This window comes from Sorangiineae bacterium MSr11954, assembly GCA_037157815.1.
Lineage (GTDB): Bacteria > Myxococcota_A > Polyangia > Polyangiales > Polyangiaceae > Pendulispora > Pendulispora albinea.
In genome coordinates, this window is sequence record CP089984.1 from 9,171,492 (window position 1) to 9,196,357 (window position 24,866).

22 protein-coding genes are annotated in these 24,866 nt (G+C 65.6%); 9 read left to right on the top strand and 13 right to left on the bottom strand.

Translation table 11 applies throughout. The features are described from left to right. Positions 1-5: 5 nt before the first annotated feature. The 4 genes from LZC94_35795 to LZC94_35810 form a co-directional block, all read right to left on the bottom strand. On the bottom strand, positions 6-788 hold the full coding sequence (locus LZC94_35795; protein ID WXB13196.1) for a hypothetical protein: 783 nt from the start codon (positions 786-788) through the stop codon (positions 6-8). A gap of 21 nt (positions 789-809) precedes the next feature. Continuing rightward, complete coding sequence (locus LZC94_35800; protein ID WXB13197.1) at positions 810-1,019, bottom strand: hypothetical protein; 210 nt, start codon at positions 1,017-1,019, stop codon at positions 810-812. Positions 1,020-1,651: 632 nt separating this feature from the next. After that, positions 1,652-4,732, bottom strand: coding sequence for an ATP-binding protein (locus tag LZC94_35805; protein ID WXB13198.1), 3,081 nt, complete (start codon positions 4,730-4,732; stop codon positions 1,652-1,654). 187 nt (positions 4,733-4,919) lie between these two features. Continuing rightward, positions 4,920-5,786 (bottom strand): nucleotidyltransferase family protein, encoded by an 867-nt coding sequence (locus tag LZC94_35810; GenBank protein WXB13199.1) that lies wholly within the window; start codon positions 5,784-5,786, stop codon positions 4,920-4,922. A gap of 149 nt (positions 5,787-5,935) precedes the next feature. Between LZC94_35810 and LZC94_35815 the strand changes: the two genes are divergently transcribed. Then, positions 5,936-6,676 carry a metallophosphoesterase gene (locus LZC94_35815; protein ID WXB13200.1) on the top strand — a complete coding sequence of 247 codons (741 nt, stop codon included), beginning with the start codon at positions 5,936-5,938 and terminating at the stop codon, positions 6,674-6,676. 71 nt (positions 6,677-6,747) lie between these two features. Here LZC94_35815 and LZC94_35820 read toward each other — a convergent pair whose 3' ends face one another. Continuing rightward, entirely contained in the window at positions 6,748-7,458 is a 711-nt protein-coding gene (locus LZC94_35820) for a hypothetical protein (GenBank protein WXB13201.1), read from the bottom strand. A 319-nt stretch (positions 7,459-7,777) separates the two neighbouring features. Here LZC94_35820 and LZC94_35825 point away from each other — a divergent pair, with 319 nt between their 5' ends. Continuing rightward, positions 7,778-8,713, top strand: a complete 936-nt coding sequence (locus LZC94_35825; protein WXB13202.1) for a formylglycine-generating enzyme family protein — start codon at positions 7,778-7,780, stop codon at positions 8,711-8,713. 5 nt (positions 8,714-8,718) lie between these two features. Here the strand turns inward: LZC94_35825 and LZC94_35830 are convergent, their stop codons facing one another. Further along, positions 8,719-10,548 (bottom strand): sulfatase-like hydrolase/transferase, encoded by a 1,830-nt coding sequence (locus LZC94_35830; protein ID WXB13203.1) that lies wholly within the window; start codon positions 10,546-10,548, stop codon positions 8,719-8,721. Positions 10,549-10,672: 124 nt separating this feature from the next. Here LZC94_35830 and LZC94_35835 point away from each other — a divergent pair, with 124 nt between their 5' ends. After that, on the top strand, positions 10,673-11,392 hold the full coding sequence (locus tag LZC94_35835; GenBank protein ID WXB20290.1) for a DUF882 domain-containing protein: 720 nt from the start codon (positions 10,673-10,675) through the stop codon (positions 11,390-11,392). A gap of 104 nt (positions 11,393-11,496) precedes the next feature. On the opposite strand, the gene LZC94_35840 is transcribed toward LZC94_35835, so the two are convergent. Both LZC94_35840 and LZC94_35845 read right to left on the bottom strand, forming a co-directional pair. After that, positions 11,497-12,516: a serine/threonine protein kinase gene (locus LZC94_35840; GenBank protein ID WXB13204.1), complete on the bottom strand. Its 1,020-nt coding sequence runs from the start codon at positions 12,514-12,516 to the stop codon at positions 11,497-11,499. A 102-nt stretch (positions 12,517-12,618) separates the two neighbouring features. After that, positions 12,619-13,251, bottom strand: coding sequence for a hypothetical protein (locus LZC94_35845; GenBank protein WXB13205.1), 633 nt, complete (start codon positions 13,249-13,251; stop codon positions 12,619-12,621). Positions 13,252-13,381: 130 nt separating this feature from the next. On the opposite strand from LZC94_35845, the gene LZC94_35850 reads away from it, so the two are divergent. Then, positions 13,382-14,845 carry a trehalose-6-phosphate synthase gene (locus LZC94_35850; GenBank protein ID WXB13206.1) on the top strand — a complete coding sequence of 488 codons (1,464 nt, stop codon included), beginning with the start codon at positions 13,382-13,384 and terminating at the stop codon, positions 14,843-14,845. A gap of 132 nt (positions 14,846-14,977) precedes the next feature. On the opposite strand, the gene LZC94_35855 is transcribed toward LZC94_35850, so the two are convergent. Continuing rightward, the gene (locus LZC94_35855; protein ID WXB13207.1) at positions 14,978-15,634 is read right to left on the bottom strand and encodes a YceI family protein; all 657 of its coding nucleotides are present in this window, start codon (positions 15,632-15,634) and stop codon (positions 14,978-14,980) included. Positions 15,635-15,657: 23 nt separating this feature from the next. Next, entirely contained in the window at positions 15,658-16,485 is an 828-nt protein-coding gene (locus tag LZC94_35860; protein ID WXB13208.1) for a dioxygenase, read from the bottom strand. A 74-nt stretch (positions 16,486-16,559) separates the two neighbouring features. On the opposite strand from LZC94_35860, the gene LZC94_35865 reads away from it, so the two are divergent. Together LZC94_35865 and htpG are read left to right on the top strand one after the other, a co-directional pair. Continuing rightward, positions 16,560-17,483, top strand: a complete 924-nt coding sequence (locus tag LZC94_35865; GenBank protein ID WXB13209.1) for a LysR family transcriptional regulator — start codon at positions 16,560-16,562, stop codon at positions 17,481-17,483. A 76-nt stretch (positions 17,484-17,559) separates the two neighbouring features. Then, entirely contained in the window at positions 17,560-19,476 is a 1,917-nt protein-coding gene (gene htpG, locus LZC94_35870) for a molecular chaperone HtpG (GenBank protein ID WXB13210.1), read from the top strand. A gap of 9 nt (positions 19,477-19,485) precedes the next feature. On the opposite strand, the gene LZC94_35875 is transcribed toward htpG, so the two are convergent. After that, a complete protein-coding gene (locus tag LZC94_35875; protein ID WXB13211.1) occupies positions 19,486-19,956 on the bottom strand; it encodes a hypothetical protein in 471 nt (156 codons plus the stop codon). Then, positions 19,953-20,192: a hypothetical protein gene (locus LZC94_35880; protein WXB13212.1), complete on the bottom strand. Its 240-nt coding sequence runs from the start codon at positions 20,190-20,192 to the stop codon at positions 19,953-19,955. The genes LZC94_35875 and LZC94_35880 overlap by 4 nt, the downstream gene beginning before the upstream one ends. Here LZC94_35880 and LZC94_35885 point away from each other — a divergent pair. Next, entirely contained in the window at positions 20,191-20,829 is a 639-nt protein-coding gene (locus LZC94_35885; GenBank protein ID WXB13213.1) for a GFA family protein, read from the top strand. The genes LZC94_35880 and LZC94_35885 overlap by 2 nt on opposite strands. 282 nt (positions 20,830-21,111) lie before the next feature. Here the strand turns inward: LZC94_35885 and LZC94_35890 are convergent, their stop codons facing one another. Further along, entirely contained in the window at positions 21,112-22,572 is a 1,461-nt protein-coding gene (locus LZC94_35890; protein ID WXB13214.1) for a metallophosphoesterase, read from the bottom strand. 468 nt (positions 22,573-23,040) lie between these two features. On the opposite strand from LZC94_35890, the gene LZC94_35895 reads away from it, so the two are divergent. Continuing rightward, entirely contained in the window at positions 23,041-24,264 is a 1,224-nt protein-coding gene (locus LZC94_35895) for a hypothetical protein (protein WXB13215.1), read from the top strand. A gap of 97 nt (positions 24,265-24,361) precedes the next feature. Next, positions 24,362-24,781, top strand: a complete 420-nt coding sequence (locus LZC94_35900; protein ID WXB13216.1) for a hypothetical protein — start codon at positions 24,362-24,364, stop codon at positions 24,779-24,781. Positions 24,782-24,866 lie beyond the last annotated feature (85 nt).

The window sequence follows — 24,866 nt, forward strand, 5'->3', positions numbered from 1 at the left end:
GTCGCTCAGAAGCGAACCGAGAACGGCGCGGCGCCCGTCGTGGAAGGACCGCGCCGCCACGGCTGCCAAATCAAAATCGCGGCGGCGGCGGACACCACGCCGACACCGGCCGTAATCCAAGCGATATCGTAGAGGCGCGTGGCCGCATCCACGTCGTGGGGATCGCATCGCGGCGCGCAGCTCGATCGAAGGTCCGCCACGTCCAAATGGCCCTTGATCGATAGACCGCCGGCCACGCCAAAAGCGGCAATCGCCGTGGCGCCCAAAATGTAGACGGCGGGCGAAGCAGACGGCTTCGCCCCATCCACGGACGCAGGTGACGACGTTTTCGCGTCGGCCCCGCGAGACGCCGCGGTGGCATCCGCGCTACGCGCCCGCGCCGCGGATGATTCGACAGGCGGCGGTGACCCCACCGGCGACGGCGACCCCACAGGCAACGGTGACCCCACCGGCGACGGCGATCCGACAGGCGGCGGTGACGCAGCAGGCGCCTCGACCGGCGACGTCGCGCGCGGCGCGGGCGCCGCCAGCTGCGCATCGACCTCGGCCCGCCATCGTTCGCAATCGAGCGCAAAGGCGGTCGAGCAAATCGCACGGCACACGAGGAGCTGCGCGCGCGCCTCGGTCAGCCGATCGTGACGCCGCAGCTCCTGCGCCTGTTCGTAGGCGGCCGCGCAGCGAACTTTCACGTCGTCCGCCGCCGCGGGCGGCGCCACCAAGACGCCTATCGTCAGCGCCGCGATGCGCGGGCCGCGGGAGGCAAGCTTGGTCCAACGCGTCGTGGTCATGGCTCCTCGCTGTTCCAACGTTCACTCCTGAACCACCGTCACATTGTCGATGCGGAGATCATTGGTCGATCCCGTAGCGTCCCCACCGCCCAAATAGAGGACAATCGCCGCGAAGGAATCCGGAGCCACCGGCATCGGATTCATAACCGCCGGATCACGGTCGATCGAATGCGCGACGCTGCCGGCCGGCCCAAATTGAATTTCGGTTTTCATATGAACGAATCGATTCATGGGGAGCGGAGGGAGCGCAGGCGACGCACATGGCCGTCCGGAAGGGCAGACGTAGAGCGTCGTGCGGCTCGCCTTTGGCTCGCACGTCAATGAAACCGACTGCGTAGGCCCCGACGTTTCGAGCGACCAGAGCGCATGCACCCCCTGCCCCGCGGCCGCCAAAAGCACGTCCAGCTCGATCCGTATGCGCGATTTGACCGCCAATGTCTTCTCGAGCCTGCAAGGGCGGTCATCCGGTCCGCACACCACCCGGAGCGCATTCGGCGGCGAAACGTTCTTGGCCGGATCCAGCGACAGCGTCGCACCCGCCCCGGGCGTTCCACTCCACATGGCCCCCAACGGCCCTTCGTCGAAGTCGTCACAAAACGTATACGTACCCTGCGCACACCACCGCCCCGACCCGTCGGGCACGTCCCCACCCGAATCCCTCGACCCCGGGTTCACGCCCCCCGCGTCGGAGGCACCGGAGGGCGAATCCCCCGACGCATCGAACGACGGATCCAAAGGCGCACCGCCCGTGAGCCCCGAAACGGAGCACGCGGCGACGCCCACGACGAGCGCCGATACGCCCAGCCCCCAACGCCTCGTTTCGCGAGCCCCGCCCGTCGCCCCCACGAAGGGCGAGCATACCTCTACTTCGTGCCCGTCTCCTCCAGATCCTCCATGGTCAGCGCGTGTGAAGGCGACGACCAGCGCGCAATGGCCTCCACCAAGGCAGCCGGTTCGACGGGCTTCGGGACGTGCATATGGTACCCCGCCTCGAGCGCCTTTCGCTTGTCCTCATGACGCGCGTACGCCGTGAGCGCCAGAGCCGGAATGGGCGGAGTTTTGCGCTCCGCCTCCAGCGCGCGCAGACGCCGGATCAACGTGTAGCCATCGTCGACGGGCATCCCGATGTCGCAGAGGATGACGTCGGGGCGGAGCTCGTCGAGCATGTTCATGGCGTCGCACACGGTCCGCGCGCCGCGTGGCTCGGCGCCGTTCTCGCGAAGGACCTCCATCACCAGGTCGCGCGCGTCCTCTTCGTCGTCGACCACCATGATGCGCATCCCACTGAGGCGCCGCATGCTGGCCGCGGTGGCGTGCGTACCCGAGTCGCGATCGGCAAATCGCGCGGTGGACATCAAGGTGCGCACCGGGAGGTGCACGGCGAAGGTCGCGCCCATGCCGATCCCGGAGCTGTCGGCCTCCACCGTGCCGCCGTGGAGCTCCACGATGTGCCGCACGATGGCCAGGCCGAGACCGAGGCCGCCTTGGGAGCGGGTGGTGGTGCCATCGGCTTGACGGAAGCGCTCGAACACATGGGGCAAGAACGCCGGGTTGATGCCCTCGCCCGTGTCGGTCACGCGAATCTCGACCCGCCCTCGGCTCACCGTGGCGAAGATGGCGACCTTGCCGCCCGAGGGCGTGAACTTCACGGCGTTCGACAACAGGTTCCACACGACCTGCTGCAGTCGATCGGAGTCGCCCACCACCCCGCCGAGCGCAGGCCCCAAGGTGCACACCACCTCGACCTGCTTCTTCTGCGCCGCCGGACGGATGGTGTCGATGGCGCCGTGGATGATGCCCACCATATCGACCGGCTTCAAATCGAGCCGGATCTTTCCCGCGATGATGCGCGACACATCGAGGATGTCCTCGATGAGCTGCGCCTGCGCCCGCGCGTTGCGCTCGATGACGCTGATGGCCTTGGCCACCCGCTCGGGCTTCACCTGGCCATCGCTCAGGAGCTTCACCCAGCCCAAGATGGCCTGCAGCGGCGTGCGCAGCTCGTGGGAGACGGTGGCCAGAAACTCGTCCTTCATCCGATTGAGGCGCTCGGCGTGCGTGCGCGCCGTCTCCTGCTCCATCTCGGATTGACGCCGCACCCGCGAGAGCTCCAGGTGCGTGCGCACCCGCGCCACCAGCTCGCGCGCCGAGAACGGCTTGAGCACGTAGTCGTCGGCGCCGGCGGCGAAGCCCTCCACCGTGGACTCTTGCCCCGCGCGCGCCGTGAGGAGGATGACCGGCGTCGTCTTGAGCCGCGCGTCCTCTCGGATAGCCCGGAGCAAGGCGAAGCCGTCCATCCGCGGCATCATCACGTCTGTCACGATCAAGTCGGGGCGGTGCTCGCGCGCTTTGTCGAGCGCCGCTTGGCCGTCGGCGACGGCGGTGACATCCCAGTGCTTGCCGAGCAGGCGCGTCATGTACGAGCGGATGTCGGCGTTGTCGTCGGCGAGGAGGATGCGCGCGCGGCTCGCGCTCGGGCCCACGCCCACGATGCTCGACGACGGCGGCGGCAAGGTGGAGTGGCGCTCCTCGGAGCCGGGAAGCCAGCGCAGCGCCTCCTCGACATAGGTGGCCACGCCGGCCGAGGCGCGCGCCGATGCTTGCTGACGGCTCACGCGGCTCTGCGGCAGGTGGAGCGAGCCGGTGGGGATGGTCACCGTGAACTGCGTGCCCGTGCCCAGCTGGCTCTCGACGGCGATGTCGCCGCCGTGAATTTTCACCAGATCCTTCACCAGCGCCAGGCCGATGCCCGTGCCCTCGTGCGTCCTCGAGCGCACGCCGCGCACCCGGTGGAAGCGCTCGAACACGCGCCCGATCTCGGCCTCGGGGATGCCGCTCCCGGTGTCGCGCACGCGAAGCTCGACACAGCCGCCCTGCTGCTGGAGCGAGACGCGGATCTCGCCCTCGAAGGTGAACTTCAGGGCGTTCGAGAGGAGATTCAGCACGATCTTCTCCCACATGTCGCGGTCCACGAACGCCGGCGCCGACAGCGGCGCGAGCTCCAAGGTGAGCCGGAGCCCCGCGCGTTCGATGGCCGAACGGAAGGCGCTCGCGAGATCGGCCGTGAAGGCCGGGAGATCGACCTCGTGGAAGATGGCGTCGACCCGGCCGGTCTCCACGCGCGAAAAGTCGAGGAGGGAGTCGGCCAGCTTGGCGAGCCGCTGGGCGTTGCGGCGCACGAGCGCGAGGCGGGCGCGGTGCTCGTGGGGGAGGGATTCGTCGTCGATGGCGTCTTCGATGGGGCCGAGGACGAGGGTGAGCGGGGTGCGGAACTCGTGGCTCACGGTGCCCACGAAGTCGGTCTTGGCGCGGTCGCGCGCGGCCATCGACGCAGTGCGGGCGCGCTGCTGCTCTTCCGCATAGAGGCGGCCGATGCGGCTGCCCAGCTGCGTGGCCGCCAGATCGAAGAACGCGTACAGCTCGTTCTCGAGCGAAGCCGCCGAGTCCAGATCGGAGAGGCCGATGACCAGGATGGCCCGAGGCATCACCCCGCGCGGCTCCTTGGCCGGCACGATGAGCCCCACGCGCGGCACCTCACCCACGGCGGAGCGCTCGCGCACGACCACGTGGCGATCCAAATCGCCGATCACCTCGGTGGCGCCGCAGAAGGCGCTCTGCCGTAGGACGATGGTTGCATCATGCACCCAACCTGGACCGCAGCGCGCCACCAAGCGGGTGTGCTCCCCCTCGCGGTCCACGAGATAGATGAATACACAGGACACATCGCGACCGTTCGCGACGAGCGCCTCGGCCGCGAGCGCGCATGCCCCCTCCGCGCTCTCGGCCGATTCGAGGCTCTCCATCAGTTCGCGCAAGTCGCCCAGGAACCGAAGCTGACGGCGCACCGGCGCGCGCTCTTCGATGTCGCTCGTTCGGTCCATGCTGGTGGCTACCAGCGACGCAGCCACCCCTCGAAACTCGCCCGAAGGCACCTTGTCCATCATCTCCCCCCGCGGACGATGAGGCGCACAGGTTTCCGGCCCGCGCGTCCGCATCTTCCTTCTTCCCTTTGACGCAGTCACAAGGGTAAGCGGCTTCAGCGCCGGCGTGAAGTGGCAGAAGCACTGTCCAGGCGGCGATTTTAGAGAATGCCGAGAACTTGCAGGTGAACCGCGGAGAAAGAAATCAAACTCAACGATTCTTTCGTATCGCCTCCGTCCAGATTGCGATGGTGCGGGGGTTCATCGTTCCATGAGGTGGGAGTCGCCCATCCTGAAAACCACGTCCTAGGTCGGTGAGATACTGCTCGCGCGACAGCAAGGTGCCACGGCACACGGGCCCGCGCTTGGGATCGCGACCCGACGAGGTGCTCTTTCGATGCGCCAGCTCGGCGCGGCCGCGGCGAAAGAGCTCCTCCATCACCCAGGCGGGGATCGTCGGCTCGTCCGGGTAAATGAAGCCGTAGAGCACCAGGTGCCCGAGCAGCACCGGCCAGCGCGAGCCGAATCGGCGAAGGAGGCGCTGCCAATCGATGCGATGCCCTTGCGCCATGATAAGGTGAGCGATGTCGGCTCCATCGAACCGCTCGCGCTCCATGACGAAGGACTTGGACCAAATGGTCTCCTCGATGGGGCAGAGTGCGACCTGTACGCCGAAGAGCGTCGTGCGTGTGGCGTACGTGAACCAATCGTCATCCACGGCGGTAAGGCCGTTTCCCGAGTTGAAAATGATGTCGACGAAATCCTCGCCGGCGTGCGCCTTGGCCAGCCAATGCGGAAACGGCAGCTCCGTCCAGCATCCCGACTTTCGCAGCACCGCGAGCACGGTCTCCAGATCGGACTCGCGCACGAACAGATCGAGATCCTTCGTCTCGCGAACGAGATGACAATACTGCATCAGCGCATACGACCCACCTGCCAAAAACGCCACGTTGGCGTGGGAGAGGCTCTCCAAACAACGCGCATAGAATGCCTCGCTCGGAATGGACGCCGACGCGTGCGGGGGCTCGCGCATTCGGCCGTTTTCGTAACGCGGTGTGCGTAGAAACGGTGAGCTCATGGGGTTCCGTGGGGGCCCTTTGCCCGGCGGTCCCTCTCGCAAACCACGCGCCAAGTTCGGGTCCGCTCGGCCAGGTTCTTGCTGCACCTCGGGCCTCGGAAGTCCCGTTCCCGCCCGTTCCCGCCAACCTCCCGCAAACGGAAGACACCATGAGCGAAGACAAACCTCGCGCGCGGGTGCGCATCGCCGCCGTCGGCGATCTGCACTGCCGCAAGACGTCGATGCACTCGATTTCACCGCTCCTCGAGTCCGTCAATGAACGGGCCGACGTCCTCGTGTTGTGTGGCGATCTCACCGATCACGGCACATCGGAAGAGGCGCATATCCTGGCGAAAGAGCTGGCGGGGGTGCGCATTCCAAAGGTCGGCGTACTGGGCAATCACGACTACGAGACGGGGCAGCCGGAAGAGGTCACCAAGATCCTCGAGCAGGCTGGAATCGAGATTCTGGACGGCGAGGCCGTGGAGATCTGCGGGGTCGGCTTCGCCGGCGCCAAAGGGTTCATTGGCGGGTTCGGCCGCGGAACCCTCGGCGCTTGGGGTGAGTCGGCCATCAAGCGCATCGTGCAAGAGGCCATCGACGAGGCGCTCAAGCTGGAGTCCGCGCTCAGCCGATTGCGCACCGAGCGCCGCGTGGCGATTCTCCACTACGCGCCGGTGCGCGATACCGTGGAGGGCGAGCCGGTCGAGATTTTCCCCTACCTCGGCTGCGGGCGCCTGGCCGAGCCGCTGAACCGCTACCCGGTGGACGCCCTCTTTCACGGCCACGCCCACCACGGCTGCCCCGAGGGTCGCACCAACACGGGGGTACCCGTCTACAACGTGGCGCTGCCGCTGCTGCGGACCTTGCCCGAGAGCCCGACATACCGGCTGCTCACCTTGGGTGCATAGCGTTTGGGTGAGAGGCGCAGCGCCCTCGCCCAGGGCAACCATTGCGCCTCAGTGTGGCGCTCCAGCTGCCTCTATTGAATGCCCACGAAGTTCTTCGGCGGCAGAGCACGCAAATAGGTGACGAGGCCCGCGAGCTGATCCTCGGAGGGATCCCAACGATGGCCCTGCTCCACATCGGGGATGGGGCCGCCGGAGATGCGCTGGCCGGTGGTGATCACCGTCTCCACCCGATTGTCCTCCACCGAGGCCAGCGCGGCCGGCGAGTGATCGATCCCATCTTGGCCGCCATGGCACTTGGTGCAGGCCGGCTTGGTGCCATCGGCGTTCAGGTAGCGCTTTTCGCCCGCGGCATAACGGTCGCGCCCATAGTCGACGACGTGGATGCTCGATTGGGCGCTCTGGCCCCCCGCCGTCGCCGTAAAGGACGTTTGGCCGACTTTCTTGACCGTGAGGATATACCACTTGCCATCATCGCCTTTGGGGTCCTTGAGCGCCGCGGGCTCGATGGTCGCGGCGCTGGGATCCGAAAGCGTGACCTTCAAATCTTTCCCCGCACCGTAAACGGCAATGGGGATGCGAAACGTGTGCGTCTGGTCGAAGCCCGAATAAACCGAGGTCGGTCTCACTTGAAGATCGGGCGTGGAGCCGCTGGTGTCCGGCCCCGGATCCGCGCCGCCATCGCCGCCCTGGCCGGGTCCTCCGCCCGAGGGCGAGGACGAGCTTCCGGAAGAACATGCGCACAAAACCATCGCCATGCCGAAGGCGAGGACGGGGTGTTTCATCGCGCTGGCCTTTTGCAACGCATGTGCCGTAAGCGTCACCTCGCTTGCTCGCACGAATTGCCTAGGAAATAAGCGCTTTCCGCGAGCTCGGACCGGGGTCGTCCCCTCGATTTCGGATCGCATTCCATCCGCCGATGGATGACGAACGCCCCACCCTCGCCAAGGCGCTTCTGCGAATGAACGACGCACACCTCACGTGAACGTTTCCAATGCGCCGGGCGCGCGCCCCCGTGCTGCGCGCCCGCGCGCGAATGTGCGACGCACGCGGTGAAATTGCTCAGACGATACGCGGCATCGCACATGTAAGACGATGCGAGTAATGTCTCGAATTCTGGGAGCGTGTGTTTTTGCGGGCGTGCTCTCACTTTCCGCCCCGGCGCTGCCGCGAATCGACGAGTCGCAGGCCGCGGAGGGGGTGCACGGAGCGCTGGCGAAGCGCTGCCCTTCGGAGATGACCCTGGTGGGCCAGACCTGCGTGGACCGGTACGAGGCCTCCTTGGTCGAAGTGCTCGAGGATGGGACCGAGGTCCCGTTCAGCCCCTACGAGATCCCGAAGAGGCATCGGGTGCGCGCCGTCTCGCGGGCGGGCGTGGTGCCGCAAGCGTATACCTCGATGTACGAGGCGCAGCGCGCTTGCGGCGCGTCCGGCAAACGACTCTGCCATGGGCGCGAGTGGAAGGCGGCGTGCCGCGGACCGGACAACACGCGCTACCCGTACGGCCCCTCGCGCGTGAAGGGCGCGTGCGTGGACACGCATCGGGTCTCGCCCATCATGAAGCTCTTTGGCGGAGGCCACTTCGGCAGCCAAATGAACGATCCGCGGCTGAACCAGCTGGAGGGCACGGTCGCCCCCACGGGGACCGCCACCGCCTGCACCAACCACTACGGCGTCCACGACATGGTCGGCAACCTCCACGAGTGGACCGACGACGGCATCTTCCGCGGCGGCTATTACCTCGACACCGAAATCAACGGCGAGGGCTGCGACTACGTCACGGCCGCCCACATCCCGGCCTACCACGACTACTCGACCGGCTTCCGCTGCTGCGCCGACGCCGACTCCCTCCCCATCGAGGAGGAAGAACCTCCGCCATCCTCGTCGGACAAATCCCAGAGCACTCCGCCCGACGCCCGCCTCGCCGCGCGCGATGCCGTCGAGACCCAAGACGATCACGCGCCCCCCACCTGGGACCTCGGCGCCTCCACCACCCGCGCCCTCGCGCCCCGCCCTCGCCGCAGCCGCCGCCGGCGCTGACGCAACTACCGATTCGGCGTTCGATTCGGCAGCTCGGGAAAATACGCGCGCGACGCCTCCACCATCTTTCGGCAGACGCCATCACCCGCCGCAACCTCCAAGCCCGTTTGGACGTGCATGCAGTGAAACCCACTATCCCACGGCTGCGCCACCAACAACCGCTCCGTCCCCAGCATGCCCCACGTGCTCAACGGACATGGAAACATCTCGGTGCAATTGGTGACCGGCAGCGGCTCCCGCTCCGCCGGCATCGCGCGCAGCAGACTCCGCCCCGCGAACCGCGCCCGGTGCGGCTCCATCCCCATCGCATCGAGCACGCCGTAGCCGTCCAGGATGGTGGGCAACAGATCGAGGTGCGTCACCATATCGTCCTCGCGCGCCCGCAATTGCGCTTCTTCCTCGGGCTCCAGCGCGCCGTTGCCGTACGCGATGAACCCCGGAACGTGGGTTTGCTCGTCGTACAGATTCTGCCCGTGGTGAATGGCGTGGTGCTCCCCGAACTCTTCACCGTGATCGCTCGTGAACACGATGATCCACGGCGAGTCGCCCTGCGCCTCCAAGAAGCGCGAGATGCATTTCGCAATACTCTCGTCCTGTTCGTAAATCGAATTGCGATACGCATTGTGCAAAGGCGACATATGCGACCAGGCCACCGTCCGCTCCCAAGGCACGAACGGCGTCTTCTGCGGATCGACGAAATAGGGCGCGTGGGTGCCGCCGAAGTGGAGCGTCACGAAATACGGCGCCTTCAAGGCCGAAAAATTTCGGACCACATGCTCCGCCAGCAAACGGTCGACGCCGCGGTCGATCATTTTGTCCTCGTCCCCCACCGCGTGGCCGAGCAACGTCTCCATGGTGACGAACGAATCGAGCGCCGAGCGCAGATCCTTCCGCTCGAACACTCGCTCGGACTGGGCCGACCAATAGATCACCGACGGCGCGACCGACCTCTCACCGGCGCGCGTCGCGCGGGCGAAGTCGAACCACGTGGGCGCCGCCAGGATCTCGCCCCGGGGCCCGAGCTGCGAGCGCCCCGTGAGCAAGGCCGAAACGGAGACCGCCGTGTAGCTGGCGACCGAGCGCATCCCGCGCAGCGGCACCCGCTTCGGCAAGAGCGACGCCACCCGCGGAGCGATTTTGCACGCCGGATCGTAGCCCGAACAATAGTCGTCGGCGCGCACGCTCTCCGTGAGCACGAAGAGCACATTGGGCAGCCTCGCCCGCCGCGACGCGAGCGGCACGACATGCACCTCCGCGCCGCCGGAGGCCTCGGGCGCGCGCGCCGGCTCCCAAGCCAACGTCGCGGCGTGCGCCAACCGCACCTCCAAGGTTCCATCGCGAAGCTCGCCGCCCGCGAGCAGCGCGAGCACCCCCGCCGCAAAGACCACGGCGCGCGCCCGCGTGCGATGCAGCACCGCGCCGCGCGCTGCGAACGTGAGCAGGCCGTACTCCAAGGCGCCCGCCACGGCGATGGTGAGCGCCGCCCCCGGCAGCATGGCGATGGCCACCGGCTTCACGTCGGACCACGCGAACAGCGCCGTCTCGATCACTTGCTCGTCGAGCGGCACGTGGTAGTGCCGATACACGACCACGTCGATCACCGTCAACGACGCGACGCCCCCCGCGAGCGCCGCACGTACAACAGGTCGCCAGAAAATATTCCCCACAACGAAACTCGAAAGCACACTCGCGATCGCCGTCAGCAAAAGACGCGGATCTTTTCGATAAGGAGACAGGCCCCGGAGCGCCAGATCGAGCAGCACCCACTGCACGGCGAATGCGAGCAGCGCAATGTGCAACCCAATGCGGGACGATATGTACCTACTTTTTTGCATGAGTGTGTAGATGGGCAATCATTCTATGCTATGCAGGCAATCCATGTTGCGACGCGCGCGATACCGCTGTCTCTTGGCCGCGCCCTTCGCCCTGTTTCTCACGACGTGTGCGCACCCGCATGGAATGACTGGAATAAATGGCGTGGGCGGGTCGCAGGAAATCGTCGGGAGGACGGCGTATGCGGCGGAAAAGACGACTTCGCCTGGCCTTGCTGGTTCCGCGCCAAACGGCGAAGTACGCGAAATCCGTGAGGTTCCTCGGGTCGAGGTCGCGTCGTCCGTTCAGAGCGCGCCGACGCCCACCGCCATCTGGACGGAGCGGCTCGATCCCATTCGAGTGTATTATGCAAATACGGAGGACGAGATCTCCATTCGACTCTATTCCGCGGATGGAAGCGTGGATCCGAACGCGCTGGCCTCGTTTCGCAGCATCGTCGCCGCCAAAGGGGCCGAGCCTGCGCCCATGCATCCACGATTGGTCCAGCTCGTAATGAAGGCAGCTTACCATTTCGGAGCCCATTCCGTCGTCGTGGTTTCCGCATACCGTCCCTCGCGCTCACGTTCCGCGGGCAAACATGCCACGGGAGAAGCAATCGATTTCAAGCTCAAAGGCGTGAGCTCGAAGAAAATTGCGTCCTATGTCCGCCATTTTCCACGCGCTGGTGTTGGAATTTACACGCACCCTGACACTCAATACGTTCACCTCGATGTGCGCGAGGAGAGCTTCCACTGGCTCGACGCGTCACCGCCCGGCAAACACGCGCACGAAAAAAAGCTGAACGATCCCACGCGCGAAGAGCGCGACCTCGCCTACACCCCCGAGAGCGATCTGCCGCTCGATTGATGGGCCGATTCTACCCCGGTACACGTACACGTTCCCGTACACGAGCGGCGCCGTTCCCGTCTCTCCGAGGAACTTCGGGAACGTGCACGGGATGAGAAGACGCCCTACGGCGACTTGCGCTTCACGGGCCGCTGCTTCTCCACCACGGGCTCGAGCGGCGGCGGTGTGGTCCGGCGCCTCAACCAGCCCACCTGGCGCGCGCGGTCGCCCGGAAAGAGGCGGTCGAGCATCGCAGGGGTGAGCGCCGACATGTCGACGCCCTTGGAGGTGCGTTTGACGAAGGCGTCGAGCTCGCGCCCCAGATCGGCCGCCGTGGCGTAGCGGCGATCGGGCTCGCGGTCGAGCGCGCGGATGACGATGTTCGCCAGCTCGTCGGGGTAGCCCCGCACCACCGTGCGCGGATCGGGGATGGGGGCGCTGCGGACGGCTTTGACCGTCGCGATATCGTTCTCGCGCCGGAATAGGCGGCGCATCGTGGTCATTTCCCAGAGCGTCGTGCCGAGCGTAAAGAGATCGCTGCGGCGGTCGATGGGCATCTGCAGGATCTGCTCGGGCGATAGGTACGGCAGCTTCCCTTTGACGATGCCCGCCTGGCTCTTCGACGAGCGCCCCACCGACTTGGCCAACCCGAAATCGAACAGCTTGATCTCGCCGGCGTACGTCAGGAAGATGTTGCTCGGGTTCACGTCGCGGTGGATGATCCCCAGCGAGCTGCCGGAGGAATCCGTCAGCTCGTGCGCGTAGTGCAGCCCCTCGGCCACGCGGGCGATGATCCACGCGCTCATGTCGAGGCGCATCGCCACCTTGAGGCCCGCGCACGTGTCCCACACGTCCATCAACGTGCGCCCCACCAGGAGCTCCATCGCGATGAAGTGGTAGTCGCCGGTGGTGCCGTAGCCCACGGTGCGAATCAGGTTGGGGTGCGAGAGGCGCGAGAGGATCTTGGCCTCGTCCAGGAACATCTTGATGCCCTGATCGTCCTGCGAGAGCTCATGCAGCGGCACCTTGATGGCCACCATGTGGTCCACACCGTTGTCCGCCTTGTCGGGATGCTCCCCGCTGTCCCGCGGGCGCGCCCGGCCCAAGTAGACATTGGCCATGCCGCCAGACGCAATTTTCGCCATGACGTCGTATGAGCCAAGCTTGGTCGGCCGGGGAGGAGGCGGCACCTTCAGCACCTTACCATCGACTTACTGGGACGGGTTGAAAGCTTCGTGCCCGCATGGTCAAGCTGCCTCTTCCTCACGATCCGCGAGGGCTTCCAGCAAATCGTCGAGCGCATCGGAAACTTCCGCCGCGAGCTTACGCGGCACGGTGCGCGTTTCGCCGAGCAGCTGCCTTAGGCGCGTGGCCACATTTCGCAAGCCCGCCACCTCGCGCTGATGCAGCTGGTCCTCGTCGACGGGGAACACAGCGTCGCGAAACTCGCGGCTCACCGCGGGGAGCGGCGCGGCCTCGTCGAGCACGCGCCGGCGAAGGGACTCGAGGGTGTCGGCCGAGACCTTCTCCGCCTCCGCCTTGCGCAGAAAATCGACCGCCTGATAGTTCGGGATGGGCGCCGCGAGGCCATCGCGCCGCAAAACCTCGGGGCGCGCCGAGGCCAGAAATGCATACGAGCCTGTGAGCTTTTCCACCGTTTCGGGCCTTAGATGCAGCTCGCGGCGCGCGTAGGTCTCGAAGCTGTCGTACCCCCACCCCTTCCATCGCCCCGAGCGGCGGACGCGCGTGAGCGACTCGGCCAGCTCCACCCAACTCGACTTGAAACGTCGCGCACAGCGAAGCACCTCGGCGCGCTCGGGATCATGGGCATGGGCTTCTTCGGCGGCGGCGAGTTGGGCCACGACCTTCGTCTCGGTCATGGGCATTTCGATAGATGGGCCACGCAAAGAGCGCAAGCGCGGATTTACAGCATCTTAATGTGGCAGAAACCACCTTGTTGGTGCTGCCGCTCCGCTTGCAGGGGGGAGAAAGACCGCAGATACCCAAGAGATGACTCCTTCGATCCGCCAGGACAAGATCGTCATTCTATCCAACCGAGGGCCCAACGACTTCGTGTGGCGCAACGGAGCCTGGGTCGTCGAGCGCGCATCCGGGGGCTTGGTCAGCATGCTTGCCCCGCTGGCGCAGGGCTCCGGCACGACGTGGTTTTGCTGCGTCTCGGAGCCGCCCGACGCCGCCGGAGAGCGCGATGGTCTCTTCACGACCGCCGCCGACCAATGCGCCGAGTTCGATGTGGTGCCGCTTCCGATGCCGCCCGATGTCTATCAGGCCTACTACGGGCGCATCAGCAACGAGGTCCTGTGGATGCTGCAGCACCACATGCTCGGCCCGGGTGGATATGAGCTCATCGACCATGTGCGCTACCGCGCCTGGTCCATCGGCTACTTCGAAGCCAACCGCCGCCTGGCCGCGGCCGTCAAAGAGACGTGCGTGGCGCCGCGCGCGTTCCTGGTGCAGGACTACCACCTCTATCCGCTGCCGGCCCTCTTGCGGCGCTACTTCCCCGGCGTGCCGAGCCTGCACTTCACGCACATTCCATTTCCCGAGCCCAATGTGCTGCGGCTGCTGCCCCGGCCATGGCGCGAGGCGATCCTGCACGGCATGCTCGGCGCGGATTTGGTCGGGTTCCAAACCGAGGAAGACCGCCAAGCATTCCTCGGCTGCTGCAAATATGCCATCGGCCGGGAGGTGGACGAGCGCGCCAAGACGGTGCGCGCGCTCGATGGGCGCACGGTGAAGGTCGGCGTCTACCCGGCCAGCGTCGATCCCGACGATCTCCTGGCGCTGCAAAAGGGCCCGCGGGTGGCCGAGGCCCGCGAGCGCTTCGCCGACTCGCGCACCGAGTTCTCCATCGTGCGGGTCGACCGCCTCGATCCGAGCAAGAACCAGCTGGTGGGCTTCAAAGCCTTCGCGCGCCTGCTCGAGACGCGCCCCGATCTGCACGGGCGGGTGCGCTTTCGCGCGTTCTTGGTCCCCTCGCGCACCGACCACACCGTCTACCGCGACTACAAGGCGACCATCTACCGCGAGATCGATCGCATCAACGACGCCTTCGGCCCGACATCGGGGTTTCTGCCCATCGAGGTCTTCTACACGAACGATCGCGAGCAAGCGCTGGCCGCGCTGGAGCGCTGCGACGTGCTGCTGGTCAACTCCAAGGAGGACGGCATGAACCTGGTCGCCAAGGAGTGGGCCACCATCGCCACCCACCCCGGCGTTCTCGTCGTCTCCGAGACGGCCGGCGTCGCCGAAGAAGCCCAGGACAGCGCCCTCACCGTCTCCCCCCTCGACGTGGAGGAGACGATGCAAGCCATGGTGCGCGCGCTCGAAATGCCTTTGGCCGAGCGCGAGAGCCGCCTCCGCCGCTTTCGCTCCCGCGTTCAATCCTGGACCGCCAGCCATTGGCTCGACGCGCAGCTCGCCGATCTGGGCCTCAAAGCCAAAAAAGGATAACCCGTTTCCAGCAGGCACGTCGCGAGGGTGGATTCACCCCCTCCCCGCAGGGGAAGCCTGGGAGGGGGAAGCCCGGGGCGGGAGCCGCCTCGATCCCGGCGGCTACGAAGCCTGCGGCTGCGAAGCCTGCGGCTACGAAGCGGCCTTCTTCGCCCGAATCGCCAGCTTGATCAGCACCTCGTCCTTGATGAGATCATCCGGCTTCCCCGGATACACCAGACCAAAGTCTTTGCGATTGATCGCAAACTCGGCGTCCGCCTCGACGTTATCGCCATTCACGCGAATGGTCGCAGGAAAGGTCAACGCCTTGGTCACGCCGTGAAGCTCCAAGTTGCCCGTCACCGTGTGCGTCGCGCCCTTTTCGCCGCCAGCGCGAATGGCCGTCGACGTAAAGTGCGCCTTCGGAAATTTGGCGACATCGAAGAAGTCCGCCGTCTTCAGGTGCCCCGTGAGCTGATCGGTGTCGGTGGCCATCGACCCGATGTCGATGTCCGCCGAGACGCTGCTCTTCTCGGGGTTGTTGTCGACGAGCTGGATGGTGCCCGAGAAGGTGCCGAACGAGCCATCGTGCTTGCGCGTGACCTTGGCGCCCACGAACGAGAACTTCGAGCCATCGGCGCTCGAGAACGCGTACTTGGTGGCCGCCCCCGCCGCGACCGGCTGCGCGACGGTTGCACCCGGCGCCGCGACCTGGGCCTTTGCCTTGTCCTTGCCCGGATCGTTGTCGCAGGCCGCGGAGAGGCCCGCGAGGGTGAGTGCCGCGGCCACGAATGCCAATCTATATTTCATCGTCTCTTCTCCTCGATTAGGAACTAACCGAATTCCACGGAACGCCGGCTCAGACTTCCCAGGTCGAAACCTACTACGGGAAATCGAACCGTTGCGACATCCCCACCGGCCGCACCCAACGCAACCAGAAGAGGACGATAATGTTCCGGGGTTGGGTGCGCGATCGCCCAACCGGGTGCTCGCTCGGGGGCGCAGAGCGCATCCACGGCGCCCGACGACAAAGCATGTTCGACCCAAGCATCGAAGTCCGCGGCCCATGTTGCGAGCTCACCGGTACCGCTCCGATCGAGGCGTCGCAGGTTATGGGTGATATTTCCGCTCCCCAGGATCCAAACATCCTCGTCGCGCAAAGGTTCGAGCGCGCGGCCCAAGGCCACGAGCTCCTCGGCGCGGGCGGTGTACGGCATCGACACTTGCAAGGTCGGCCACGATGCCTGCGGATCGAAGTGCGTCAACACGGTCCATGCACCGTGGTCGAGCCCGCGCGCGCTCGTCCGCGGCCGCCAGGGCGCCGCGAGCTCCATCACCCGCTGCGCGAGCTCCGGCGCCGCCGGTGCATCGTGGCGGGCCGCATAAAGCGCGTCGGGAAAACCCGAAAAGTCATAGACGAGCGAGGTGCCCGGCGAGATCGAGGACAAGGTCAGCGGCGCGTCCTCCCAATGGGCCGAGATCACGAGCACGGCCCGCGGCCGTCGCGGAAGGGCCTTCGACCACGCGGTGAGCTCCGCGCCCCTCGCGACGTCGAGCGCGATCATCGGCGAGCCGTGCCCCACGAACCCCACCGGCATGCGCCGCGCCGAGGATCCCGACGATGCCACCGCATCCGTGTTCCCGTTGCCAGGGTCTTGCATGTCCGTGCCCACCAATGTGGGCGATTGCACCCGGGTGAACAAGGAGGCAACAATGCATCTCTATGTTGCGCCAGATGCAACAATTCACCCCGCAAATCGAAGAGCTGGAGGCCTTCGTGCGGGTCGCGGAGCTCGGGAGCCTCACGGCGGCCGCGAAGCGTCTGCGCGTTCCCAAGTCGACGTTGAGCCGTCGTTTGAGCCGCTTGGAGGAGGGCCTCGGCACGCAGCTGCTCACGCGCACCACGCGCAAGCTGCACCTGACCGAGGTGGGGACGGCGTATTTGGAGCAGGTCGCCCCCGCGCTGGCGCGCATCGACGAGGCGAGCCGCGAGGCGCAAGGCGATCGCGATATCCCCCGCGGGCACCTGCGCATCACCGCGCCCGTCGATCTGGCCACCACCTGGCTTCCGCCGTTGGTCGCGGTCTTTCGCGCGCGCCACCCTGCGCTCCGCATCGAGGTCCTGGTCGAAGCCCGTTTCATGGATCTCGTCGGCGAGGGCGTCGACTTGGCCGTGCGCCCCGCCTTCGAGCTGGCCGATTCGGGGCTGGTGGCGCGGCGCATTTCATCCACGGAGCTCGCGCTCTGGGCGAGCCCGCGCTATTTGCGCCGCCATGGCACGCCGCGCGCGCCCTCGGATCTGACGGATCATGTCTTGGCCGTGCTTGGACGGCCCATCGCCCGACTGACCCTCTCGGGGCCCGATGGCGCGCACACAGCCGATGTGCAAACGTCCATCGCCAGCAACGATCCGATTTTTTTGCGCGAGCTCGCGTTGAAGGACGGAGGCATCGCCATTTTGCCCGGCCTCTTTGCGCGGGCCGATCGCGGTCTGGCGCGCGTGCTCCCGGGCTACTGCCTTCGCCCGGTGGGGCTCTACCTCGTTCACCCGGCCGCGCGCGTCGTGCCGGCCAAAGTGCGTGTGTTTCGCGACTTTTTGGCAAAGCACGCCCCCGACTCGGCCGCCTACCGCGCGCTGCTCCGCAGGTGGATGCGCTGAAAATCGGACGGCGGCCCTTGCCGTCGGTTTGCCCGTGATTATTGGCTGTTCGTCGATGTAAACAGGGGCAAGCGCCATGACCGAAACGAATCGTCCGACCGAACAAACCGAGGGCAAGAAGAGCCTGCCGTTCCAAGCGGAGGTGGCTCAGGTTCTCAAGCTCGTCATCCACTCTCTTTACAGCCACAAAGAGATCTTCCTGCGTGAGCTCGTCTCCAACGCGTCCGACGCGCTCGACAAGCTCCGCTTCCGCAACCTGACCGAGCCCGAATTGATGGGCAACGATCCGCGGCTGGAGGTGAGCATCTTTCCGGACAAGGAAAAAGGGGTCCTCATCATCCGCGACACCGGCATCGGCATGACCGAGGCGGAGCTCATCGAGAACCTGGGGACGGTCGCGCACTCGGGCTCGCGCGCGTTCCTCGAACAGATTGCCAAGTCGGGCAAGGGCGGAAAAGACGTCAATCTCATCGGACAGTTCGGCGTCGGCTTCTACAGCGCGTACCTGGTGGCCGATAAGGTGGAGGTCATCACGCGCGCGGCGGGCCCGGGCCAGCGCGCCCTGCTGTGGTCCTCGGACGCGCAGAGCACCTTCACCATCGAGCCCACCACCCGAGCGGAGCGCGGCACGGAGATCGTGCTGCACCTGCGCGAGGAGCACAAAGACTTCCTCGAGGATTGGCGCATTCGCGATCTGGTCTCGCGATATTCGGATTACGTGGCCTATCCCATCAAGCTGGAGCAAAAAGAGGGCGAGGCGCAGCAAATCAACCGCGCGAACGCGCTCTGGCAGCGCAACAAATCCGACATCACCGACGCGCAGTACGACGAGCTTTACAAGCACCTGACGCACGACTTCGAGCCCCCGCTGGCGCGCACCCACTTCAAGGTCGAGGGCACGCAGGAGTTCGCGGGCCTGCTGTACATCCCGCGCCGCCCGCCGTTCGACCTCTACGACGGCCGCCGCCCGCGCGGCGTGCGCCTCTTCGTGAAGCGCGTGTTCATCATGGACGACGTGGAGGAGGTGCTCCCGCCGTGGCTCCGCTTCATGCGCGGCGTCATCGACTCGGACGATCTGCCGCTCAACGTCTCGCGCGAGCTTCTGCAAGATTCGTCGATTCTCCATGCGATCAAGAAGCAGGTGACCAAGAAGACGCTGGATCTCTTGGAGGAGCTCGCGAAGGAGAAGCCGGACGACTACCAAGTCGCGTGGAAGAACTTCGGCCAAGTGCTCAAAGAGGGCCTGGCGCTCGACAGCGAATACAAAGAGCGCATCGCGCCGCTCCTCCGCTACTCGAGCTCCCACGGCGAGAGCCTGGTCTCGTTGAGCGACTACGTGGGCCGGATGAAGGAGGGGCAGGAGGGCATTTACTACCTCTTCGGCGAATCGGCGGCATCGCTCCAGAGCTCACCCTACCTGGAGTCCTTGGCGGCGCGCGGCTACGAGGTGCTCCTCATGAGCGATCCGGTCGACGAGTGGGCGGCCGAGGGGCTGCGCGAGTTCCAAGGAAAGCCGCTGCTCTCGGCCATGCGAACGGACCTGAAGCTGCCGCTCGACGATGAGCAGAAAAAGACCAAGGAAGAGGCGGCCACCCGGCTTCAGCCGCTCACCTTGCGCATGTTGAAGGTGCTCTCCGATCGCGTGCGCGAGGTGAAGGTCTCCGATCGCCTCACGAGCTCCCCCTCGTGCCTGGTCCTCCCCGACGGCGGAACCCCCGCCTTCATGGAGCGTCTGCTCAAAGAGCGCGGCCGCGACATCCACCACGCCAAGCGCATCTTCGAGATCAACCCGGAGCACGCCATCACCAAGTCGCTCGCCTCCCTCCTCGCCGAAGACGCCGAGTCCCCCAAGATCGACGAGTGGATCGAGATCCTCTACGACCAGGCGCTCCTCACCGAAGGCGCCACCATCGACGATCCCAACCGCCTCGCGCGCCGCATCGCAACCTTGCTCACCGAGGTCGCAACAGGTGGTGGGGTGGGCAAGCGCTGAGCCCTTGGGTCACTTCTTTTTGAGCGTCCGGATCTCCTCGAGATCGAGGAGGTCTTTGGGACGGCCCGCCGCACGTTTTGCCCGCTCGAGCCCATCGAGACCAAGGAGGTGAACGTGGCAGCCAAAGAGCGTCATCGGTGAGGATAAGGCGACAACATCGTCGAAGCTTCCGACCCCGGCGACTTCTCCTAGGAGGTCGACGTCCCCAACATCGGTTCGAAGAGTGAAGTTCAGTCCGCTGCGCAACGTCTGAGAGTCCCAAAGGAAGGGAAGCTCGGGCGGTGCGCCGCGGAGTCGTGGGTGGAAGGGTGCCAAGCTGCGCGCAAGCGCGTCGAGGTTGTCACGCGTACGCGCGTAGCAGAGGTCGAGGTCCTGGGTCACACGCGCCGAGCCCTGAAGGACGAGCGCCACGCCGCCGATCACGACGTAACGGACGCCCTCGGCCGCGAAAACACGAACGAGCCGCTCGAGATCCGTCACCGAGAACCTCTGGCGGCTTCGATGGAGCGAAGAGCCGCCAGCATCTTGAGGAGCCGTTCTTCGGGTGTGAGCTTGAGATTCTCGTCGAGCTGCGTCTCGTCGATGCTGCTCGGTAGGAGGTTCAAGATACGAACATCCCAAGGCTCTTCGCCAGGGTCGAGGAGGCTGTAGTCGCGCGCCATCTCGTGAATCTTACGAACAATACCCGTCCGTGCCAAACTGGTGCGCAAGACCATGAAACTCGAAGGCTCGTGCCAGTGCGGGAAGGTTGGATTCCGTGTCGACTCCGACACGCCGTATCCGTTCATGTATTGCTACTGCACCGTCTGTCGGAAGACGAGCGGTGCGCTCACGTGCAACATCATGGGCAAGCGCGACACCCTGAAAATCCGGGGGGAGCGCTACCTGAAGATGTACCACGCGATCATGCGCGAAAAGGGGAAGCGGCCGCGCAAGAGCGAGGGGGAGCGCTGGTTCTGCGGCGAGTGCGGCACACACCTGTACGTGGCCGACGAAAGGTGGCCCGATGGGGTGTGGCCCAACGCGGCGGCCATCGACACACCGCTGCCGGAGCCCCCCGAGAATGTTCGGATGATGCTCGCCTACCGGGCCAAATGGGTGCCCGTCGTGGGCAAGGGGCCGAAGTTCGATCGGTATCCGAAGCTGTCGATCGCCGCGTGGCACGAGAAGCATGGGCTTCACGAGCAGCCGTCCTCGAAGGAGGCAAAATCCGCGAAATCGGGGAAGGCGGCGAAATCCGGCAAGGCCGCAAAATCGGACAAGGCGGCCGGGAAGAAGCGGTCGGACAAGTCGGAAAAGAAGAAGAGCTCTTCCGGAAAGAAGAAGACCAAGAAGTCGAAAAAGAAGAAGTGAGCGGCAGCTCACAACTTCGGCTTTTCAATCCAAAGCTCGACGTTGCAATCCTTCGCCGTCCCCTGCCCGACCCCACGCCGTGGGAGGTGTAATCCCAAAATCCGAGCTTTCGCCCCCGTGAGGGCCACAGGATCGTGAGCCGCAGCTCACAACTTCGGCTTTTTGATCCAAAGCTTGACGTTGCGGTCCTTCGCCGTCCCCTGCCCGACCCCACGCCGTGGGAGGTGTAATCCCAAATCCGAGCTTTCGCCCCGTGAGGGCCACGGGATCGTGAGCGGCAGCTCACAACTTCGGCTTTTTGATCCAAAGCTTGACGTTGCGGTCCTTCGCCGTCCCTTGCCCCGACCCCACGCCGTGGGAGGTGTAATCCAAAATTCCGAGTTTTCGGCCCGTGAGGGCCACGGGATCATCCTCGGTGGAGAAGTCCGCGGCCACGCTGGTAATGCTCAAATAGTCGTTTCCTTCGTCGGCGATTTCCACCGTTCGGAATTCGTGCGGATAGTCGGCAATTGCGGAGGTGGTGATCTCCCAGTAGGCGCTGGTCCCCGGCACGATCGAGCTGACAGGCCGCACGCGATGAACGTGCGAGTGCGCCGCAAAGTGCGCGATCACGTGCGGGTTCGACGTAAGGAGGTTCTCCCACTCCTGCGTGCTGACGGTGTCGGGTTGTTTGGTGCCCCCGAAACCACCCCCGTCGGAGAAGCTGGCGGCCGCGTGGTGCGACGCGAGAATGACGAATTTCTTCTCTGCTTTGGCGTCGGCCAGCGCAGGCTTCACGAAGCCTTCGAGATCGGATTTGCGCAGAACGCCCTCGGAGCCGCCCGTCTCGGCGGCCGTATCCAGCACGATCAGGCGGACGCCCGAGTCGCCGAAGTCCGAGGTGTAGAAGGCCTTCTTCTTCTCCTTGGCGTAGGCGCCCAACCCGTGCGCCGGCAAGAGCCCCGCCTTGCCGCGGTCGATCACCACGCGGTCGATCACGCTCGTGCGGGAGAGCGCGGCGCGGTTCCCGTCGGGGACGATGGAGTCGGTGGTGATGGGGCTCCCCGGTTGGCGGTAATCACGCGTGCCACCCGAAGCGAGCGTTCCCTTCGACTGCTCGATGCTGGTGGCGTCGACGACGAAGTTTCCTTGAATCAAAATATCGTGGTTGCCGGTCACCCAGTACCACGGCACATCGAGCCCCTCGGGCGCAAAGGGATCTTTGCCGTCGTTGTTGGGCCCCGGCACCGGATCGTCGCGATCGCCCGAGTCGCACGCGAGACGGCTTCCGCCATCCATTAGCGCGAGCACCCATTCGAGCTCGTTCTTTTGGGCGCTGTCGCTGTTGTCGCCGCCGAGCAGCACGAAATCGAGCGGTAGGTCCTTGTGAATGCGATTCACCGTCCGGACCACCGCGTTGGTCATGCGGCAGCCATGCCCCTCCTGGGGACGAAACGCCGCCTCGGCCGGCGGCGGCCCATCGAGGGCCGCGAGGCGCGTGGGCGATTCATCGTCCGCGATCTGAAAGTCGGCCAGGTGCGCGAAACGCACGAGGCGCGTTCGCTTCGCCCCCATGGGGATCAGCGGCGGTGGCATGTCGTCGAGGGTCCGATCCAGAACCGGCTCGCCCGGCCCGGTGGTGAACTCCCCGTAGCCTGACGCCAGCCGCTGCTCGCGCGCGCTCGGATCCTTGGAGGAGGGTGTCTCCATGGAGGGTGCCACGGTGTGCGTCGGCACGATGGTCTCGCCATCGGTGAGTTTCACCGGCCCTGCCAGAGGGTTCAACTTCGCAACCTCCCCACCGCTGCCATCCATTCCCCCATCTGGACCTTTGCTCGGGGACCCGCTGTCGCTCGTGGAACAGGCGGGGACCGCCAATGCAAAGAGCAGAACAGGCCAAGCGAACTTCATCTCGAACAATGGTAACTGAAGTACGATGCGGGTCGAGCTGCGATCACCGCCCGATCGCTCGTTTCCAGCGCATTTCACGGGACTCGCGCCCGCGCCGCGCGCCATCCACCCGCCACACGAGCACACAAGTTGTCACCGCTCCGCCCGAAGAGTGGCACCAGCGTGGCAGCTCGACCGACAAATTCCGCGTTTCGACATGCCGTCATTGATGTAAGGTCGGTTCCACATCGCGTTTCCGACCCCTGAAACACGCAGCCGCACGCCTTCTTCGTGAGGGTCAGGCCCGGTCGGATGGCCACGCAATGTCAAGGAGAGCTTCCAATGAAGAACCGCTTCATGCCCGGAGTCGCCATCGCCGCCGCGTTGCTGCTGCCCGTCCTCACCTATGGCTGCAGCGACAGCGACTCGGGCAACCCGCTCTGTTGCAACGAGTTCAAAGTAGGCGCCACGGTCGACGTGAATATCGGCCCCGTCCAGGCCCAAGTCGCCGCACAAGCGGTCGCCGACGTCTCCGGAATTGCCTCCGCCGCCATCGACGACTTGACCACCGCGTGCCGCGGCATCGCGCAGGATCTCGACGCGCCGAAGACGGAGCAGGACAAGATCGCGGCCGAGAAGGACAGGACCAAACAAATGAGGGCGTGGTGCTCCCTCGCCGCGAGGCAAATCGGCAGCTTCAAAGGCTCGGCAACGTTGAAGATCGACGCCAAACCGCCGCAGTGCGAGGCTTCGATCAGCGCCAAGGCCGACTGCCAGGCCAAGTGCTCCGTGGATGGAAAGTGCGACATCAAGGCCAATCCGCCCACGTGCACCGGCGGCAAATTGGAGATCTCCTGCAAGGGCTCGTGCTCGGCCAGCGGAAGCGCGCGGGTTTCGTGTGAGGGCAAGTGCGAAGGAACCTGCCAAGGCTCGTGCACCGCAAAGGTGACCCCCATTCAGTGCCAAGGAAAGTGCGAAGGGAAGTGCAGCGCGCAAGCCGATGGAAGCGGCAATGGCGCGCAAGCCGATGGTTCGTGCAGCGGGTATTGCAGTGGTACCTGCAGCGGCGGCACGGCCGACGTGAAGTGCGAAGGTACGTGCAACGGCTCGTGCTCGGCCAGCTGCAAGGCCGAAGCCAATGTGGCGGTCAAGTGCGATGGCAAGTGCGACACGGACTACGAGCCGATTTCGTGCACGGGCGGTAAGCTCGAGGGCGGCTGCAAGGTCGACGCCAAGTGCGATGCGAACTGCGATGCGAGCGTGCAGGCGAAGGCTTCGTGCACCCCACCGTCCGTCAACATCACGTTCAACGCCGACGCCGATGGGAAGATCGCCAGGTTGGGGGCAACGCTGAAGGCGAACCTCCCGATCATCTTCTCGCTCAGCGCGAAGCTCAAGGACTTGGGCGCGCTCACGGGCACCATCTCGGGGAACATCTCGGCGGTCGCCGACGTGAAGCCGGCGTGCATCCCGACCTTGGTGGCGGCCGCCGGACAAGCGGTCAACAACGTCGGCGAGGCATTCAAGGCGACGGGAGACATCTCGGGCAGCGTCGGGATCAATTAGTCCGTCACACGAACGGTCGATTTTTTTGCTCGACGGCGCGCTCTCTCCGGGGAGCGCGCCGTTCGTACGAACGCCTCATGACGTGGATATCGCTCCAATGAAAAACGTCTTTACTTATTCATGGGTCGCCGTTTTGGCACTGCTGGCCGCGGGCTGCAGCTCTTCGTCGGAGAACACCGGGACGACGACCAACGGCGTCAACGATTTGAACAAGGCCTGCGCGATTCGCACGGCGTGGACCAACGCGCTCTCCCCCACTTGCAACGAGTGCATCGCCTTCGCCAAGGTCCCGCGCTGCGAATGCCAAGACGAAGAATACGCCGGGCGGTGCAGCGCTCAACAGAGCGCCAAAAATCGCGAGCCGACGTGCGATGGAGTCGACGGCTGCGTAAACCAGTGCAAAAACGGTGACTGCGCCTGCGTCGACACATGCTACGCCGGCAAAGATGCGTGCCGCCCGCTCGGCGCCGCGACGGACGGCTGCCTGGCCGAAATCTGCGACACGTACTGCCGGTAACACGGCGCACGTCCCCATTCGCAAAACGCCCGAGCGGCGCGCCCGCCCATCGTCTCCGAGGTGCGGGCGCGCCGGGAAGGGCCTA

Bases quoted from the DNA above. Each gene is read 5' to 3' on its own strand.
- LZC94_35845 (WXB13205.1), bottom strand. From the start codon at position 13,251: ATGACCGAGACGAAGGTCGTGGCCCAACTCGCCGCCGCCGAAGAAGCC.
- LZC94_35810 (WXB13199.1), bottom strand. From the start codon at position 5,786: ATGAGCTCACCGTTTCTACGCACACCGCGTTACGAAAACGGCCGAATG.
- LZC94_35855 (WXB13207.1), bottom strand. From the start codon at position 15,634: ATGAAATATAGATTGGCATTCGTGGCCGCGGCACTCACCCTCGCGGGC.
- LZC94_35835 (WXB20290.1), top strand. From the start codon at position 10,673: ATGACTGGAATAAATGGCGTGGGCGGGTCGCAGGAAATCGTCGGGAGG.
- LZC94_35900 (WXB13216.1), top strand. From the start codon at position 24,362: ATGAAAAACGTCTTTACTTATTCATGGGTCGCCGTTTTGGCACTGCTG.
- LZC94_35825 (WXB13202.1), top strand. From the start codon at position 7,778: ATGTCTCGAATTCTGGGAGCGTGTGTTTTTGCGGGCGTGCTCTCACTT.
- LZC94_35840 (WXB13204.1), bottom strand. From the start codon at position 12,516: ATGGCGAAAATTGCGTCTGGCGGCATGGCCAATGTCTACTTGGGCCGG.
- LZC94_35805 (WXB13198.1), bottom strand. From the start codon at position 4,732: ATGATGGACAAGGTGCCTTCGGGCGAGTTTCGAGGGGTGGCTGCGTCG.
- LZC94_35865 (WXB13209.1), top strand. From the start codon at position 16,560: ATGCAACAATTCACCCCGCAAATCGAAGAGCTGGAGGCCTTCGTGCGG.
- LZC94_35850 (WXB13206.1), top strand. From the start codon at position 13,382: ATGACTCCTTCGATCCGCCAGGACAAGATCGTCATTCTATCCAACCGA.
- htpG (WXB13210.1), top strand. From the start codon at position 17,560: ATGACCGAAACGAATCGTCCGACCGAACAAACCGAGGGCAAGAAGAGC.
- LZC94_35815 (WXB13200.1), top strand. From the start codon at position 5,936: ATGAGCGAAGACAAACCTCGCGCGCGGGTGCGCATCGCCGCCGTCGGC.
- LZC94_35860 (WXB13208.1), bottom strand. From the start codon at position 16,485: ATGCAAGACCCTGGCAACGGGAACACGGATGCGGTGGCATCGTCGGGA.
- LZC94_35800 (WXB13197.1), bottom strand. From the start codon at position 1,019: ATGAATCGATTCGTTCATATGAAAACCGAAATTCAATTTGGGCCGGCC.
- LZC94_35820 (WXB13201.1), bottom strand. From the start codon at position 7,458: ATGAAACACCCCGTCCTCGCCTTCGGCATGGCGATGGTTTTGTGCGCA.
- LZC94_35795 (WXB13196.1), bottom strand. From the start codon at position 788: ATGACCACGACGCGTTGGACCAAGCTTGCCTCCCGCGGCCCGCGCATC.
- LZC94_35895 (WXB13215.1), top strand. From the start codon at position 23,041: ATGAAGAACCGCTTCATGCCCGGAGTCGCCATCGCCGCCGCGTTGCTG.
- LZC94_35830 (WXB13203.1), bottom strand. From the start codon at position 10,548: ATGCAAAAAAGTAGGTACATATCGTCCCGCATTGGGTTGCACATTGCG.
- LZC94_35880 (WXB13212.1), bottom strand. From the start codon at position 20,192: ATGGTCTTGCGCACCAGTTTGGCACGGACGGGTATTGTTCGTAAGATT.
- LZC94_35885 (WXB13213.1), top strand. From the start codon at position 20,191: ATGAAACTCGAAGGCTCGTGCCAGTGCGGGAAGGTTGGATTCCGTGTC.